Here is a 15163-nt window from a genome sequence, read left to right as displayed (position 1 = left end):
TTTCTGTAAGTGGCAGCTTTGTATTCACTACGGAAAAGAGATACGACCATGGCTAAAACAAATCAAGACATACATGATTGGGATGTCGAGAATGAGACCTACTGGCAAGAAAAAGGTCAAAAAATCGCTAATCGCAATCTATGGATATCCATTCCTAGCCTGTTAATCGGCTTTGCAGTTTGGTTAATGTGGGGAATGATTACCGCCCAAATGCAAAATTTGGGTTTTTCTTTTAGTGTTGAACAGCTTTTCACACTAACCGCCATTGCTGGCTTATCGGGTGCAACCCTGCGTATTCCAGCTTCTTTTATGATAAGCATAGCGGGTGGTCGTAACACCATCTTTTTGACCACAGCCCTGCTAATGTTTCCAGCCTTGGGAACAGGCTTAGCATTAATGAATCCGTCGACCCCTTTAATCGTCTTCCAAGCTTTGGCTTTATTATCGGGTATAGGTGGCGGTAATTTTGCTTGCTCTATGAGTAACATCAGTACTTTCTTTCCAAAAAGTAAACAGGGCTATGGTTTGGGTATGAATGCTGGCTTAGGTAACTTTGGGGTTACTACCATGCAGATTCTTATACCCTTAGTTATGACCGTGGGCGTATTTGGTTTTTTAGCTGGTGAACCTTTAGCCTTACAAAAAGCCAGCGGTACTTTAATTGGTCGTATAGAAGCGGGTACCAATACTTGGATTCAAAATGCTGGGTTTGTGTGGCTGGTTTTCTTAATACCTTTAGCTTTTGCTGGCTGGTTGGGTATGAATAACCTGCGTGTTATTACACCTAATCCAGGTACTCCCTTTGCTGCCTTTAGTAAAATTCTTGGCTTGTATTTAGTGGGTATTATTACCTCCATTGTTGGTGTAATGGCGCTTAACTATATGAGCATGTGGGTAGCTTTACCCTTAACTATCCTGCTCACAGTATTTTTATTAAAAATAATACCTGGTGATATTAAGCCCAACATTAAAAAGCAGTTTAGTATTTTTTCTAACAAGCACACCTGGTCTATGACCGTGCTTTATATATTAACCTTTGGCTCATTCATTGGTTTCTCAGCAGCTCTACCTCTATCTATCAGTGTTATTTTTGGCAACTTAATGCAGGTTGATGCTGATGGCAATGTGCTGCGTGTGGTGAATGATAATGCGCCTAGTGCGCTTACTTGGTCTTGGATAGGTCCATTTGTAGGTGCGCTTATTCGCCCTGTGGGTGGTTGGATTTCAGACAAGGTGGGCGGTGCCATCGTTACGCAGATTATTTCTGTGGTTATGGTTTTTGCTTCAGTAGCAACTGGCTATGTAATGATGTTGGCCTACAACTCTAATGACCCTAATAGCTACTTTTATACTTTCTTAATACTTTTTGTGGTGCTGTTTGCCGCCAGTGGTATAGGTAACGGCTCTACCTTCCGAAGCATAGGGGTTATTTTTAACCAACAACAAAAAGGCCCTGTTTTAGGCTGGACTTCTGCCGTTGCTGCTTATGGTGCTTTTATTGCACCCATTGTTATGGGTGATCAAATACGCGCAGGAACACCAGAAATGGCTATGTATGGCTTTGCGGTTTTTTATGCGCTTTGTCTGGTGGTTAACTGGTGGTTCTACCTTCGCAGTAATGCCTACGTAAAAAACCCCTAAAGATCCACTCTGCCTCTGTTGATAACGGGGGCAGTTAATGTTTGAGGATATCAAAATGAAACTACTGATTGCCTACGACGGATCAAGAAATGCCAAGCTGGCTTTAGCGCAAACCCTGTCATTGTTTGGGGCACAAAACCCAGTCATTTTATTGATGGCCGTTGCTGAGAACCCACGCGCTGCCTCGGATGCAAACGAAGACTTATTTCAGCAAGAGTACAGCGAATTAAAACAAGCTTTAGAGGAAGGTAAGGCATTTATAGAAGAACAAAACCTGAGCTGTGAGTTGATTATGGCAGAAGGTGATCCTAGAAAAATGCTGCTTCAAGCTTCCAAAAAAATTGTACCCAACTTGTTGATAGTTGCACGGCATAGCCACCAACCTGACGGTGGATTTATTGCTCAATCTTTAAGCTATTTTGTTGATGAATTGGATTATATGACGCTAGGAAGTGTGACTTCTTTCCTTGCTCGCAGAGTGGAATGCCCTTTGTTAATTCTACCTAGCCCATAATAAAAGGAAGCATTGCTATGAAAGTTTCCGCAGTATTCAAATTTAGAAGCCCTGAAATTCGCGCATTACACCTTACTTGGATCGCTTTTTTTATAACTTTCTATGTTTGGTTTAATATGGCTCCTTTGGCTAGTAGCATGTTAAAAAGTGTTGACTGGCTTACCCGTGACGATCTTCGACTCTTTGCTATTTGTAACGTGGCGTTGACTATACCTGCACGAATTATTGTGGGTATGGCGTTAGACCGCTTTGGCCCACGCCGAGTTTTTTCGGTGTTGATGGTTACCATGTCAATTCCTGCCCTAGCTTTTGCTTTTGGTTCTACTCTTACCCAGTTATTGGTTTCGCGTTTAGTGCTGAGTTCTATTGGTGCAAGTTTTGTGGTGGGTATTCACATGACAGCTTTATGGTTTAAGCCCAGAGATATAGGTTTTGCCGAAGGCTTTTATGCTGGTTGGGGTAATTTTGGTTCAGCCGCTGCGGCTATGTCTTTACCGACCATTGCTTTAACTATGTACGGTGGCGACGATGGCTGGCGCTGGGCAATTGCTCAAAGTGCCGTAGTAATGGCAGCTTACGGTGTTTATTACTGGTTTGCTATTAGTGATGGGCCAGATGAAAAAGCTCACCGTAAGCCAAGAAAAACCGCTGCACTAGAAGTCAGCACTTGGGGCGATATGATCAAGCTTATGCTTTGGACAGTGCCGTTGATAGGTGTCTTGGCTATCCTAGTTTGGCGTATTGAAAACATGGGTTATATAAATGCCACAGGTGCTTGGATAGCCTACGCGGTTATTGGCTTAGTGGTTATTTACCAGTTAGTACAAATACTGCGTGTGAATGTGCCAATTTTAAAGAAGGGTGTGCCAGAAGATGATCGCTATAGCTTTAATAGTGTGGCAGCGCTTAACTCTACCTACTTTGCTAATTTTGGTGCTGAATTAGCGGTTGTTTCTATGTTGCCCATGTTTTTTGAAGAAACTTGGGGGCTTAATGCGGCAACAGCCGGTTTAATTGCCGCTTCTTTTGCCTTTGTTAACCTGGTAGCTCGCCCTATGGGAGGGATGGTATCGGATCGCTTAGGTAACCGGCGCTTTGTTATGCTGAGCTATATGTTTGGTATTTCGATTGGTTTTGCGTTAATGGGAATGCTTAATTCGTCTTGGCCATTAATTATTGCCATAGCTGTCACCATCTTTACTTCCATTTTTGTACAGGGTGCAGAAGGGGCAACCTTTGGTATTATTCCTTCTATTAAACGACGGGTAACGGGTCAAATATCTGGCATGGCAGGTGCTTATGGCAATGTGGGTGCCGTGGTTTACCTAACCCTGTTTACTTATGTCACCCCTAGCCAGTTCTTTTATATTATTGCTGGTGGTGCTTTTGTGAGTTGGCTTATATGTTTGGTTTGGCTAAAAGAGCCGGAAGATGCTTTTGGAGATGAGTACTATATTTCATCCGTGGATAGAATGATTGCAGAGCAAGAAGCCCAGCAAGGTAAATAATAAACCATAAAAAACCGCCAAGCATTTTTAAGCGCTTGGCGGTTTTTTTATTGCTAGAAAAAAACTAACTGGGTCTAAAAGCCTTAATAACAGACTCATCACACTCAAGGTAAGGGCCTTCCATAATATCGATACAGCAAGGAATCGCAGGAAAAACTGCATCCAAGCACTGACGAATAGCTTTAGGTTTGCCTGGTAGGTTTAAAATAAGACTGCTAGCTCTTAAGCCAGCTGTTTGACGGGATAAAATAGCCGTTGGTACGTATTTTAACGATTCTGCACGCATTAACTCACCAAAACCTGGCATCATCCTGTCACAAACTGCTTCGGTAGCTTCAGGAGTTACATCACGCAGTGCAGGGCCTGTACCGCCTGTGGTAATAACCAAGCAGCAGCCTTGGTAGTCAACTAGGTCTTTTAAGGTGGATTCAATTATGTCTTTTTCATCGGGAATAATTCGGTAAAATGTTTCCCAAGGACTGGTTAAATAATCTTCTAAGGTGTTAATAATCGCTTGGCCAGAAATATCTTCATAAGCACCAGAGCTAGCTCTATCACTCACGGTTACAACGCCAATACGTGCAGTTTTACTCATTCCGTTACCTCAGTATATTTCTATAAACTCACCTTCACGACTCATGGCTAAAAATTGAGATATTTTTCCTAAACGAATTTGTTCAACCATCATGTTTAAAGGTTGTACACACTCGTCACTATTTAGCGCCTGCCCTGCATGACCACTCATTGCAGAAACAAAAGCGATATCCCAAGAATGCCCAGTCGTTTCAGCCTCGGCTACAAGTGTAGCAAAACTTGCTGCTTCGTCGGGTGTTTTATCAACACAAAGAATGGGGTCGAGTGCGCCGCCTTCACCTTGCTCAAAAGCAGCTTTTTCTTCAGGTGTGGCATCGTCGGGTAATACTGCTTTAGCAAACACAAACAGCAGTCGCTGAGGGTTAGGCTCATTTTTAGCAATGCTAATAAGGTCAGTATAGTTTTCAATAGACATAAGGCAGCTCCAGCAAAGACAATAAAACATTATCTTAACAACTGCGAACCTAAGCAGGTCAGCACATAAGTGGCAGAAGAGCTACCTATTAAGAGATAGGTAGAAGACCTAATTAAATGAGTGAAATGTATATAACCTAGTGTTAATATGTAATCAATTGTTGTGAATAAAAGAGCCTCACTAATTAAATGAAACCAAATGATAAAGACTTAAATACTAGCCATCAGGCAGTAACCACTATTTTAGACAGCCTAGATGCCTTAGTTTATGTTGCAGATATGGAGACTCACGAACTTTTATTTATAAATGAGTATGGTCGAAAAAAGTGGGGAGACCCAGCAGGACGCAAATGCTGGCAGGTTTTACAAACAGATCAAACAGGCCCTTGTAGCTTTTGCACCAACCCTATATTGCTAGACAAGCAAGGCAAGCCAACAGGTGTGCAAATTACAGAAATGCAAAACACCAAAAATAATCAGTGGTATCAGTGCCGTGATCAGGCAGTGCCTTGGTTAGATGGTCGCTTAGTACGCATAGAAGTAGCTACGAACATAACTGATCGTAAGCAAATGGAAGAGGACTTGCGTAGAGCGCATTTGAAGGCAGAGCAGCTTGCCGACACTGACTCACTAACAGGCTTAAATAATCGCCGCGCTTTCTTTAACCTTGGTAAACAACTGCTTCACCAGGCAGAACGTAACCAGACGCCAGTTGCTTTAATTATGTTTGATCTAGACTACTTTAAACAAATTAATGATCAGCATGGACATGCCTTAGGTGATTTAACGCTAGTGAATATTGCACGAATTGCAGAAGATAAAATTCGTTCATCTGATGTTTTGGCCCGTATAGGTGGCGAAGAGTTTGCATTACTTATGCCGCAAACAACCTTGGAGCAGTCACTTATTTTGGCGGAGCGCCTAAGCAATGCTTTTGCAGAAAATAAAGTCACCAACCAAACTGTAGAAATAAGCTGTACAGCTAGCTTTGGAATTAGTGCTTTAGAAGCCGCTACCACTAAAAGCTTAGATGCGCTGATTGCAGAAGCAGATAAAGCTCTTTATCTTGCAAAAAATAGTGGTAGGAATCAGATAAAAGTTCATGAATAGCTATTTCTAGCTTGCTACTTAACACCCAAACCAGAAGCTTGTCGTTTGGGTGTTAAGTGTTTCAACTAGTGACTGCTCCCCGCCCTAGCGCCACGGGCGAGGCTTCCAACTTCTCAGGCAGCAACTGGTGCGCGACCAGATTGACGCTTGCCTCCATTGGCAGAGACCGACAGACCTGCGGCCTTTAATTTCAAAATACCTTGTGCCTTGATATTTAAGGCTGCATTGATGTCTCTATCTCGCCATGCCGAACAAGCTGGACACTGCCAGTTGCGTACTTCCAGCGGCAACTCTTCTAGCTTGTATCCACAGCAAGAGCAGGTCTTAGAGCTGGCAAACCACTGATCAATTTTGATCAGGTGCTTACCTTGCTCTTTCGCCTTGTACTCCAGCTTATGGATCAAGCCCGACCAGCTGGCATCGGCAATGTGCTTGGATAGCTTTTGGTTCTTCAGCATGTTTTTGACTTTTAATGTCTCGACAATCATCGCTTGGTTTTCGTCAACAATCGTTCGAGACAGCTTGTGCTGAAAATTAGCACGGGCATTGGCTAGGCGCTGATGCGCCTTGGCGAGTTTAAGTCGGGCTTTTGCACGACCTTTGCTGCCTTTTTTGCAGCGTGATAAGGCTTTTTGCTTGCGGCGCAGATTAGCGCTGGCTTTCTTCAAAAAGCGTGGATTCAACTCTTTCGTGCCGTTTGAATCAATGGCTAGGTGCGTTAAACCCATATCCAGCCCTAGCACTTTGGATTCATCTAGGCTCTGCATGGGTGTCGCTGTTTCTGCACCATCCTCATGCAGCAATGAGGCATAGTATTCACCTGTCACGGTGCAGGATAAGGTAACACTCTTGAGCTTCCCAGCCAACGCTCGGTGAATACGCGCTTTGATCGGCTGCTTTAACTTAGGCACTTTGATCCAGTCATTACCACAGCTGACACTCGTACAGTGATAGCTGGATTGCTTGCCGTGTTTACGCTTGAACTTGGGATAACGAGCAGGCAGCTTGGGATCAAAGAAGCTTTGGAAGGCTTTGTCCAGATTGATGCAGGCTTGCTGCAGGGCAATCGAATCAAAGTCTTTGAGCCAGTGATATTTGCGAGATTTCTTCGCCACGGCCAGCAGGGGCTTGAGGTCTTTTTTGGCCTTCAATTTCAGGCCATGACGCTTGTACTGGCTGCTGATGATATGCAAAGCCTTGTTGTACGCAAAGCGCACAGCACCGAACTGGCGGTTTAAAAACTCCGCCTGCTCAGATGTGGGATAGATGCGTACTTTTGTGGCCTTTAACATTTTCAGCGCTCATTGATATAATGCATATATCGTAGAGCTATTAAGGTTATATTTCAAGTGAGTGTACATCATAAAGAGTTGCTATCAGATTATCTCCGAAAACGCCACAGCGTCACCAAGCTGGTTGTACATCTGGTCTTTACTACAAAATACCGGCGAAAACTGTTCGACGGCTATATAATTGAGCAACTACACGAAGCGTTTGAGTCTATTTGTGGGAAGCTGGAATGTGACCTGCTGAAAATGGACGGTGAGATGGATCACGTTCACCTACTGATAGCCTATCCGCCGAAACTGGCGATCAGCGTTATGGTAAATAACCTGAAATCGGTTTCATCGCGCCGGATACGCATACTCAATACCCACATACCCCGGCAAAGCAAAAGTGCAGTACTCTGGTCACGGTCCTATTTTGCCTGCAGTGCAGGCGGCGCAACTATCGAAACACTGAGAGAGTATGTGCAGAGTCAAACCACACCAAAATAGAACCGCTGTGCGGTTTCCGCTTATATCCCCGCCCGATTGGGCGAGGGTTTACGCGGATTTTGCTAAAGCACTTCTTTGTTTTGGCTTTTAGCTTCTTTAGCGTCACGCCATACAGCGCGAAGTATATAAAGCAGTACGCCTAAACTTAAGGCAGGCCACATCAAAATATAAATGGAATATAAACTCGCTTTAATATCCATAACTAACCTCTTATAAAATATTTGTTTATGCAGCTATTAGTGATCGTAACTCTGCACTCTTTCGTTAATGGTGCTGAAGTCAAATCTTGGTGCTTTACTCATTAAGCTCATCACTGTACAGACCAGCGTACTAACACCAAAGGCTGTTAAAGAAGCGAGTAAAACCGTGTACTCACGCATAAAGCCTAGGTTAAAGTAAAGTGCCGCAATGCCTGCTAAAACACCCAAGGCAATACCTAAGCGCAAGCCAAAAAAAGCAAAGGCCATTAAGCCAATAACCACGGCAGCACCCACAGCACTGATAGCCTCAAAGATATAAGCAATTAAGCCAACCATAGGTAAGAGTTCAAAACGCACTAAACAGAAGAGCAGCATGGCAATGGCAACCGACCAGGTAAAGGCAGCATTAGTGACTTTATTCCAAAACACACTAGCAATAACCGGGAAAACAATTGCACCCCATAAAGCCCCCACAAAGACCAGCATCACCAAGATATTTAAAGAGAAGCTGGCAAAAACGATACCTAAAGCCGTTGCTACTATCATGGTAATGCGACCAATAAATAACATGCGTGTTGGGTTAGGTTTGTTCTTGGCAATATTTTTACCATAAACGTCAGCCATCATAATCGCCGAAAGCGCACACAAGTCTGAGTCTGCTGTTGATGAAAGCGAACTAATGACTAGCAAGAAAAACAAGGCCACCATAACGGGCGACAAGTAGGTAGAAACTACCTGAGGGATAAGGTTGTTAGTATCACCATTCATTGGCTCAATGCCTGCAGTCAGTGCCAACAAACCAATCATACCCAAGCCAATAACTATGGCACCATAACCTAGCGTTGCAGTAATAAAAGTAGATTTAATGTGCTTTTCATCTACGGCAAACAAGCGTTGTGAAATGGTTTGGTTACCCACTGCATAAGCTAAAACAGCAAAAAAGAAGGGAGCACCCTGTTCTAAGAAAGCAGTTTTAGAAAAGAAGCTTTGTTGCTCTAGGCTTAAGTTACTTAAACCTGTAACAAAAGCAGTAGGCCCGCCCATAGCAAATAAAATGGCAGGAATAATCACCACAGCAATGGCCATTAATGCGATTAGCTGAATAAAGTCGGTAAAAACTGCTGCTCTAAAGCCAGACCAAAAGGTGTAAGCCAAAACACCAATGCCCGCTATAATAACCCCTGCCTGAAATGATAGGGGTGACAAAACAGCCACTAAAGCACCTGCAGCAGTAAAGTTAACCATTAAACTGATGGTGCTACCTAAGACGTTAGATATGGCTAAAATTAGCTGGCTTGAAGAGCCGTGACGAGCATGAATTAATTCACCCAAGGTGTGAGCTCTAGGTGCAAGCTTTCTAAAACGCTGACCAAAAGGATAGATAAACAAAATCATTAGTGCGCCCCAAAAACCATAGTGCAAGGGGCCAGAAACACCATAGGTATAACCGGAAGTAGCTGCAGCATAAAAAGAGGCTGCCCAAATCCAAGTGGCAGTCATACTCGATGAAGCTAAACCTATACCAATGCGCTGGTTAGCAACCATATAAGCATCTGTATTCTCATCTTTCTTACGAATTAATAAGGTGAGTAAATAGGTGCCACCATAAAAAGCTGCCAGCATTAACAGCACGGTGGTAGTAGAAAATTGATAAAAATCTAATTCCATTGACTTAATCTCTTAGTGTAAAAATTAGGCACAAAAAACCCTGACCCTTAAACCACAGGGCAGTATTAAATTTACAAGAAAACTAAAAGAAGGTACTTAAGTAGGAAGCGAGATATTTTGAATGCAAAGTAAGGGCTTAATAGAAACAGGCTGATGGAAGCGAAAGGCAACCGTGACCATAAATAATAAACTCCGAGTTAGGTGAATGGGCAGTTAATAAGCTATAACTGATTGACTTAAAAGATTTTTCCATTGCGGAAGATCAACTATTCTACATTAAAAAGCAAATAGCTGCCAATTTACACCAAAAGTAGACTTGGCTATAACCAGTTAGGGTGGACTCTATTTCTTTTAGGAAGGTATTCAGCTAGAAAACAAAAAGCCCTAATCATGTAGGGCTTCCGGGTAGTTTTAGTGATTTAGCCAGCTTTAAATGGCGCGCTAGGCGGGAGTCGAACCCACGACCTTCGCCTTCGGAGGGCGACACTCTATCCAGCTGAGCTACTAGCGCTTGGTGTGTAAAAGTATATTTACAAGGCTGTGAATTGTAGGGGGCTAGTGATTATTTGTCTAGCAAGGATGCCTGTTGCTGAATAAACCTTTCTATTTGTGCGCGGCTTAATTCTCCAAAGTGCCTATCTACTTGTATACCCTGGGCATTATAAAACACGGTTGCGGGTAAACCGGGCGCTCTAAAGATTCTGCCTGCTTTTTGGTGAACATCAATTAATACCTGGCTAAAACTTAAGTTTTGGCTGCGTAAAAACTGGTCTACTGCTACCGGGCTTTCACCTTGGTTAATCATTATTAGCTGTACTCGGTCGTCACCTTCAAAACTTTGTAGCATGGGCATTTCACGTCGACAGGGTGGGCACCAGGTTGCCCACATATTCACAACCAAGGGCTTGCCCTGAAACTGAGTCAGCGCTAATTCATCACCTTCTAGATTAGTAAAGGTTTGTGTGGGTAAGCTTTCTCTAGTGAAATCATTTCCTGGCGTAAGTAGCAATAGTGCTAAGCCGACTATGCTGGCGATACCTAGGGTGGTTAGGCTGCTAGGTAAAAGTTGTGGCTTTTTGTATAAATATAGACCCGTAAAAATAACTGCAGATAAAATGGCACCCCAAACACTAAAACCAGGCTGCCAAAAATACAGTAAAGTCCAAGGCTCACTTAAATAAGCAGAAGGGGTGCTAGTAGCATAAATCAGTCTAGAGCCCAAAGTAGCTACTAGAGCCGTTAGCCAAGCCCAGCGAGCTAAGCCTGAATAGCGTTTGTTCAGTAGCTCACTGCCTACCAATAAAATAATAAGCGCAATTAAACCAGGTAAACGGCTTAGGGGTAGAACAAGCGGCCCTAAAGTAATAGCTTCCATTGTTTTGTCTTAGCGAAAACGCATTAAAGTGGGTTCAGTATGTTTTTGTGCGGGCAGCCCTGTCACGTTAGGTAGCTTGGGTAGACGTAACATGCCAGCTTGGGTTTGCATTTTGCCTTCCTTGTTTAGCCATACCCAGCCAGGTGTGCCATTAATACCTAAAGACTGCATTAGATTCATATTTGTTTGTAGCTGCTGTTTGTTTTCGTTGCTAGGTGGTTGGCTAAAGTCTTGAGTGTCAGTGTTGAAAGCTTGCATACTGGCTCTTAGGTGTTCAGCTTGTTTGTTTTTAGGTGTACTTAAAATAGCCGCTGCCTTATCTCGGCTGTCTGGCTTTAGGTAGGCAACAGGAATCCAGCGAACTTCTAGCCCAGCTTCACGGTAGGGCTGTAGGGCTAACCAAGCTAGATGGCAGAAGGGGCAGTTGGCATCGTAAAACATATAAATAGTGGATTCACCAGCTGTAGACTCGGGTGCTAGGCTAGGTTCAGTAATAAAGTGGCTGGTTGCTAAATCATCCCAGCTAGGGCGTGGTATCCAGCTTTTTTGGTGACCTTCGGTTAAATCATTACCCTGTGCATCGAGTAAAACCCCATTAATTAAAAATTCATCATCGGCAGTGGTGTAAACAATCATATCCTTGCCTTGATAGTTAACGACCCAACCTTTAAGCGCTGCACCCACAGGAAATTCACGTACAATAACTAGCCCTTTGTTTTTAAGGTGTTGGATTGGCGCGGGCAAAACTTCTAACTCTAACTGGGTTTCTGCTGGCTGGCTTGGTGTGTTTTGTGCCGGGGTGTTTTCTGCCAAGGTGTAGCTAGATAAACTCAGTAGCAGGCTAAATGTTAGTGCTAATAAAGTTAAAAATAAGTGGCGCGTCATAAGGATAAAAAACCTCTGCTGATAGAGTGCTAGGTAAAATTAACGGACAAGGTTAGCTAGTTTGCTAGCTAGTGTCATCTTTTAGGCCAGGTGAAAATAGTATGTTTAATGATCGACTGCGTATTTGGGCAATAGTTTCACAAGCCGCAGGCTTATTAGCGATATTTTTATTGGAAACAAGTTTAGGGCGAGGGCAGGCAGGTAGTTATCAGCTCGTGGTTTTATTGTTAATGTTAACAGCGGCGTTGGTGATAGCGGTGTTAAGACGCTACCAACAACAGAAGGAATTGCGCTTGGCAGATGAACGTTTTGCCAAGCTGCGTGAAGATGAAGCAGATGATTAGTTAAATTTTTAGATGTTTCATAAGGCTTTGTAGGTGGAAAAGCAGTTTAAAGTCACCTTCCACCTTTACTTCGCCTTCTTGAATAGCTCGCATAAAAGCATTCTTATCTTTATTAGTGAGTGTACTCCAAGCTTGAACAGGCGTACCAAAAGCTAGAGTCATATCGAGCGCTTCTTTGCTCGCTTTAGCCGTTGTTATGCCGCTAGACTCTAAGAAAAAACAACGCTCTAGTTTGTTATCTGCTGTTTTAATTGAAAAGTTTAAAGGTTGTTTTTCTAGTTTTTGGCGAAACTTTTCATCTTTACGCCAAGTACGTTTAAGTAAAAAACCTAGCATCCAAAGTAAAAATCTTAGTTTGAGCATTATTGTTAGAGTCCAGAGTTGTTAGCATGAATAAAAATCAGTGACCTGAAAAAATACCAAGCAACAGCAGAATAAAACAAGTGTTTTAAAAAGTCAGCTAATTAAAGGAGGTAAAGCTTTAGTTAAGCGTGTTTTTTGCCTTACAGCCTTGCCTACCAGCGCAAAACCTAAGAGCTGGCCAGTGTTAGATTTAAACTCTGCTATACAGCTATCCGCTTCTTTTTCATACTGCCAACTACCCTCGGCAGACTTGGCTGGCGGTGCAGCAACAACTGGGCAGCTAGGAGTTTTTATCAAAATAGGTAAGGCTTGTAGATTCAGCTTGGCTGTTAAGTCACCCGTTAGCCGTGCAGCTAAAACACGAGCGCTGGCCATCATAGGTTGTACATACATTAAATTAAGGCCAGTAATTTCCGCGCAGTCACCTAATGCATAAATATCAGGCATATTGGTTTTTAATTGCTGATCAACCAGAATGCCCTTGTTAGTCGCTATACCTGCTTCTGAAGCAATTCTTATACGTGGGTGTAAGCCTGTAGCACAAATCAGAGTTTGAGCTGTTAGCTTTAGCTGTTGGTCTGTGTGCACTTGCCAAGCTTGTTTATGTTGAGTCACTTGGGTGGCAGAAGTATTTTTAAACAGCTTTAACCCTTGTTGTTTAAGCTTTTTTTCTAGTAACTCAGCTGCTTCGGCTGGAATTAGCTCATCTAATAAACTATTACTTCTTGCTAGGAGCGTTACATCAAAGTTGGCTGCTAATAAATCTTGAGCCATTTCAACACCTATTAAGCCACCACCAATAATCAGTACGCTAGGGCTGGTTGCTAGTTGCTGCCGTAACTCTTGGTAGTCTTCTAAGCTATTGACTGTATAGAGCACTTTGCTCTTAGGTGTGGTTTCAGCTAAAGGTATAGACGGTAGGTTAGGTCGAGCACCTGTAGCTATAACAAGGCTTTGGTAGTCTAGGGTATGTTCTGCAGTAATGATGCGTTTTTCATTAGGTTGTATAGCGGTTACCCGGGTGAAGGGCAAGATAGTCAGTTGTAGTTTTTCAGCTTGTTGTTGCCCACTGGCACTAACTAGCTGTTCAGGCTGTTGCTTTTTAGCTAAGGCAGTTGATAAGAGTGGCTTTGAGTAGAAGTCTGCTGAATCTTCTGTAACCAGGGTAATGGGTCTAGCATCACCTAAGCGCCTGAGTTCTGTTGCTAGTTGATAGCCAGCCATACCTGAACCAAGAATAATCAGAGGCGGCGTTGGTTGAGTTGAAGGCATAAAGCTATCCTTGTGTTAGAATTCGCAGCCATTATAGACCGAAAAGTGCTAGCGTTTTTTATGACCCTTACCAGCTTAAAGCAACAGCCAAACGAAACTGCTTCAATAAACTGGCTGCCGGCTGCCCATTTAACGGGTGCACCCGCGGGCGCTTGGCGTAGCTGGCTGCAAGAAAAAGGCTCGCTTACTCTAAGGTTAAAAAGCCATGCCCAGCAAGACTTTAAAGTTAGCGTATTAAGTGAAAAAGTTATCCTTGCCCCAGCTAACGAGGTGGCTTTACTGGGTTGTATAAAGCAGCGAGCTTGGGTGAGAGAGGTATTGCTAGAGGTCGATGGTGAGCCTTGGGTATTTGCTCGATCGGTACTGCCTTTAAATACTCAAGGTGGTTTGCGTCGTCGCTTAACTCAAGTGGGCAATACAGCTTTAGGGCAGGTTTTATTTAGTGACCCATTAATTAAACGTGGTCCCTTTGTTTTCTGCGCACCTAACCAGCTTTCTACACCTAGCTTATGGGGTCGAGCTTCATGTTTTTATGCAAAAAACCTACGCTTGCTAGTGGCTGAGCATTTCTTGCACCCTATGGCTAAACAGTTAGCTTTATCTGGAGCGCAATAAGTATGACACCCTGGTATCAACGTCTTCCCGCCTTTATAGACTTAACTCGGCTGAACCGCCCCATTGGTACTTATCTAGTGCTTTGGCCAACCCTTTGGGCCTTGTGGTTTGCGGCAGATGGTGTGCCAAACATTAAAGTGCTGTTTATATTTGTAGCAGGTGTAGTGCTAATGCGTTCGGCTGGCTGTGTTATTAATGACTTTGCAGATCGCAAAGTAGATGGCCATGTTAGGCGTACTTGTACACGCCCTTTAGCAACAGGCAGGGTAACCGCCAAAGAAGCGCTGGTACTTTTTATTGTTTTAATTTTAATCTCGTTTATTTTAACGCTGTTTACTAACCTGCTTACTTTAACGCTAGCGCCTATTGCTCTGTTATTAGCGGCTAGCTACCCCTTTATGAAGCGTTACACCCACTTTCCTCAAGTGGTTTTAGGTGCAGCCTTCTCTTGGGCTATCCCTATGGCTTTTGCAGCTCAAACGAATGGTTTGCCCCCAGCACTTTGGCTTATATTTTTTGCTAACTTGGTTTGGACGGTTGGTTATGACACTGCCTACGCTATGGAAGATAGAGAAGATGACTTAAAAATTGGTGTTAAATCCACTGCGGTATTTTTTGGTGATTACGACCGTTTTGCCATAGGAGTAACTCAACTGGTGACGCTAGTGCTTTTAGCTCTAGCTGGTTTAGCATTTGAACGTGGCAATATTTTTTATTTAGGCTTATTGGCCATGGCTGGTTTTTTTATTTGGCAGCAGTGGTTAATTCGTCACCGTCAGCGTGGGCCATGCTTGCGAGCATTTCTAAACAATCATTATGCGGGTATGGTTTTGTTTATTCTGTTAGTGATAGATTACTGGGTTGCTTAAGTTTGGGTGTCAT

Annotated in this window: 17 protein-coding genes and 1 tRNA gene; 8 read left to right on the top strand and 10 right to left on the bottom strand. The window is 43.2% G+C overall.

Annotation, left to right across the window (positions count from 1 at the left end):
- Positions 1–48 precede the first annotated feature (48 nt).
- Genes BP27_RS0106010 through BP27_RS0106000 form a run of 3 tightly spaced genes read left to right on the top strand, consistent with a single transcriptional unit; the run spans position 49 to position 3663 of the window.
- Complete coding sequence (locus tag BP27_RS0106010; protein ID WP_027850784.1) at positions 49–1641, top strand: MFS transporter; 1593 nt, start codon at positions 49–51, stop codon at positions 1639–1641.
- A gap of 37 nt (positions 1642–1678) precedes the next feature.
- The gene (locus BP27_RS0106005) at positions 1679–2155 is read left to right on the top strand and encodes a universal stress protein (protein ID WP_245597817.1); all 477 of its coding nucleotides are present in this window, start codon (positions 1679–1681) and stop codon (positions 2153–2155) included.
- 17 nt (positions 2156–2172) lie between these two features.
- Positions 2173–3663, top strand: coding sequence for an MFS transporter (locus tag BP27_RS0106000; protein WP_027850782.1), 1491 nt, complete (start codon positions 2173–2175; stop codon positions 3661–3663).
- Between the two features lie 64 nt (positions 3664–3727).
- Here the strand turns inward: BP27_RS0106000 and mog are convergent, their stop codons facing one another.
- Both mog and BP27_RS0105990 read right to left on the bottom strand, forming a co-directional pair.
- Positions 3728–4258, bottom strand: coding sequence for a molybdopterin adenylyltransferase (gene mog / locus BP27_RS0105995; protein WP_027850781.1), 531 nt, complete (start codon positions 4256–4258; stop codon positions 3728–3730).
- A gap of 9 nt (positions 4259–4267) precedes the next feature.
- On the bottom strand, positions 4268–4672 hold the full coding sequence (locus BP27_RS0105990; RefSeq protein ID WP_027850780.1) for a hypothetical protein: 405 nt from the start codon (positions 4670–4672) through the stop codon (positions 4268–4270).
- Between the two features lie 188 nt (positions 4673–4860).
- Here BP27_RS0105990 and BP27_RS0105985 point away from each other — a divergent pair, with 188 nt between their 5' ends.
- Complete coding sequence (locus BP27_RS0105985) at positions 4861–5781, top strand: sensor domain-containing diguanylate cyclase (RefSeq protein WP_027850779.1); 921 nt, start codon at positions 4861–4863, stop codon at positions 5779–5781.
- Between the two features lie 113 nt (positions 5782–5894).
- On the opposite strand, the gene BP27_RS0105980 is transcribed toward BP27_RS0105985, so the two are convergent.
- A complete protein-coding gene (locus tag BP27_RS0105980) occupies positions 5895–7073 on the bottom strand; it encodes an RNA-guided endonuclease InsQ/TnpB family protein (protein ID WP_027850778.1) in 1179 nt (392 codons plus the stop codon).
- 57 nt (positions 7074–7130) lie between these two features.
- Here BP27_RS0105980 and tnpA point away from each other — a divergent pair, with 57 nt between their 5' ends.
- Positions 7131–7559, top strand: a complete 429-nt coding sequence (gene tnpA / locus BP27_RS0105975; RefSeq protein WP_027850777.1) for an IS200/IS605 family transposase — start codon at positions 7131–7133, stop codon at positions 7557–7559.
- Positions 7560–7621: 62 nt separating this feature from the next.
- On the opposite strand, the gene BP27_RS17295 is transcribed toward tnpA, so the two are convergent.
- The 5 genes from BP27_RS17295 to dsbG all read right to left on the bottom strand — a co-directional run bounded on the left by BP27_RS17295 (position 7622) and on the right by dsbG (position 11687).
- Positions 7622–7759, bottom strand: a complete 138-nt coding sequence (locus tag BP27_RS17295) for a putative transporter small subunit (RefSeq protein WP_162833723.1) — start codon at positions 7757–7759, stop codon at positions 7622–7624.
- 36 nt (positions 7760–7795) lie between these two features.
- On the bottom strand, positions 7796–9427 hold the full coding sequence (locus tag BP27_RS0105965) for a sodium:solute symporter family protein (protein WP_036239525.1): 1632 nt from the start codon (positions 9425–9427) through the stop codon (positions 7796–7798).
- A gap of 434 nt (positions 9428–9861) precedes the next feature.
- A tRNA-Arg gene (locus tag BP27_RS0105960) sits at positions 9862–9938 on the bottom strand.
- A 51-nt stretch (positions 9939–9989) separates the two neighbouring features.
- The gene (locus tag BP27_RS0105955) at positions 9990–10802 is read right to left on the bottom strand and encodes a TlpA disulfide reductase family protein (RefSeq protein ID WP_027850775.1); all 813 of its coding nucleotides are present in this window, start codon (positions 10800–10802) and stop codon (positions 9990–9992) included.
- Between the two features lie 9 nt (positions 10803–10811).
- On the bottom strand, positions 10812–11687 hold the full coding sequence (gene dsbG, locus BP27_RS16710) for a thiol:disulfide interchange protein DsbG (RefSeq protein ID WP_027850774.1): 876 nt from the start codon (positions 11685–11687) through the stop codon (positions 10812–10814).
- A gap of 101 nt (positions 11688–11788) precedes the next feature.
- On the opposite strand from dsbG, the gene BP27_RS0105945 reads away from it, so the two are divergent.
- Positions 11789–12031 carry a hypothetical protein gene (locus BP27_RS0105945; protein ID WP_027850773.1) on the top strand — a complete coding sequence of 81 codons (243 nt, stop codon included), beginning with the start codon at positions 11789–11791 and terminating at the stop codon, positions 12029–12031.
- Here the strand turns inward: BP27_RS0105945 and BP27_RS0105940 are convergent, their stop codons facing one another.
- Both BP27_RS0105940 and BP27_RS0105935 read right to left on the bottom strand, forming a co-directional pair.
- Positions 12032–12394 carry an SCP2 sterol-binding domain-containing protein gene (locus BP27_RS0105940; protein WP_084324529.1) on the bottom strand — a complete coding sequence of 121 codons (363 nt, stop codon included), beginning with the start codon at positions 12392–12394 and terminating at the stop codon, positions 12032–12034.
- Between the two features lie 93 nt (positions 12395–12487).
- Entirely contained in the window at positions 12488–13666 is a 1179-nt protein-coding gene (locus tag BP27_RS0105935) for an FAD-dependent oxidoreductase (RefSeq protein WP_027850771.1), read from the bottom strand.
- A gap of 60 nt (positions 13667–13726) precedes the next feature.
- Here BP27_RS0105935 and BP27_RS15400 point away from each other — a divergent pair, with 60 nt between their 5' ends.
- Positions 13727–14281, top strand: coding sequence for a chorismate--pyruvate lyase family protein (locus BP27_RS15400; protein WP_150112023.1), 555 nt, complete (start codon positions 13727–13729; stop codon positions 14279–14281).
- A gap of 2 nt (positions 14282–14283) precedes the next feature.
- Positions 14284–15150 carry a 4-hydroxybenzoate octaprenyltransferase gene (gene ubiA, locus BP27_RS0105925; protein WP_027850770.1) on the top strand — a complete coding sequence of 289 codons (867 nt, stop codon included), beginning with the start codon at positions 14284–14286 and terminating at the stop codon, positions 15148–15150.
- Positions 15151–15163: the final 13 nt, after the last annotated feature.

Source organism: Marinospirillum insulare DSM 21763, from assembly GCF_000686905.1.
GTDB lineage: Bacteria > Pseudomonadota > Gammaproteobacteria > Pseudomonadales > Halomonadaceae > Marinospirillum > Marinospirillum insulare.
This window is presented reverse-complemented; position numbering and strand designations above follow the sequence as displayed.

What these genes read in the sequence shown, in the direction of transcription:
- BP27_RS0106010 (WP_027850784.1), top strand. Translation starts at nt 49, where the DNA reads ATGGCTAAAACAAATCAAGACATACATGATTGGGATGTCGAGAATGAG.
- BP27_RS0106005 (WP_245597817.1), top strand. Translation starts at nt 1,679, where the DNA reads ATGTTTGAGGATATCAAAATGAAACTACTGATTGCCTACGACGGATCA.
- BP27_RS0106000 (WP_027850782.1), top strand. Translation starts at nt 2,173, where the DNA reads ATGAAAGTTTCCGCAGTATTCAAATTTAGAAGCCCTGAAATTCGCGCA.
- mog (WP_027850781.1), bottom strand. Translation starts at nt 4,258, where the DNA reads ATGAGTAAAACTGCACGTATTGGCGTTGTAACCGTGAGTGATAGAGCT.
- BP27_RS0105990 (WP_027850780.1), bottom strand. Translation starts at nt 4,672, where the DNA reads ATGTCTATTGAAAACTATACTGACCTTATTAGCATTGCTAAAAATGAG.
- BP27_RS0105985 (WP_027850779.1), top strand. Translation starts at nt 4,861, where the DNA reads ATGAAACCAAATGATAAAGACTTAAATACTAGCCATCAGGCAGTAACC.
- BP27_RS0105980 (WP_027850778.1), bottom strand. Translation starts at nt 7,073, where the DNA reads ATGTTAAAGGCCACAAAAGTACGCATCTATCCCACATCTGAGCAGGCG.
- BP27_RS17295 (WP_162833723.1), bottom strand. Translation starts at nt 7,759, where the DNA reads ATGGATATTAAAGCGAGTTTATATTCCATTTATATTTTGATGTGGCCT.
- BP27_RS0105965 (WP_036239525.1), bottom strand. Translation starts at nt 9,427, where the DNA reads ATGGAATTAGATTTTTATCAATTTTCTACTACCACCGTGCTGTTAATG.
- BP27_RS0105955 (WP_027850775.1), bottom strand. Translation starts at nt 10,802, where the DNA reads ATGGAAGCTATTACTTTAGGGCCGCTTGTTCTACCCCTAAGCCGTTTA.
- dsbG (WP_027850774.1), bottom strand. Translation starts at nt 11,687, where the DNA reads ATGACGCGCCACTTATTTTTAACTTTATTAGCACTAACATTTAGCCTG.
- BP27_RS0105945 (WP_027850773.1), top strand. Translation starts at nt 11,789, where the DNA reads ATGTTTAATGATCGACTGCGTATTTGGGCAATAGTTTCACAAGCCGCA.
- BP27_RS0105940 (WP_084324529.1), bottom strand. Translation starts at nt 12,394, where the DNA reads ATGCTCAAACTAAGATTTTTACTTTGGATGCTAGGTTTTTTACTTAAA.
- BP27_RS0105935 (WP_027850771.1), bottom strand. Translation starts at nt 13,666, where the DNA reads ATGCCTTCAACTCAACCAACGCCGCCTCTGATTATTCTTGGTTCAGGT.
- BP27_RS15400 (WP_150112023.1), top strand. Translation starts at nt 13,727, where the DNA reads ATGACCCTTACCAGCTTAAAGCAACAGCCAAACGAAACTGCTTCAATA.
- ubiA (WP_027850770.1), top strand. Translation starts at nt 14,284, where the DNA reads ATGACACCCTGGTATCAACGTCTTCCCGCCTTTATAGACTTAACTCGG.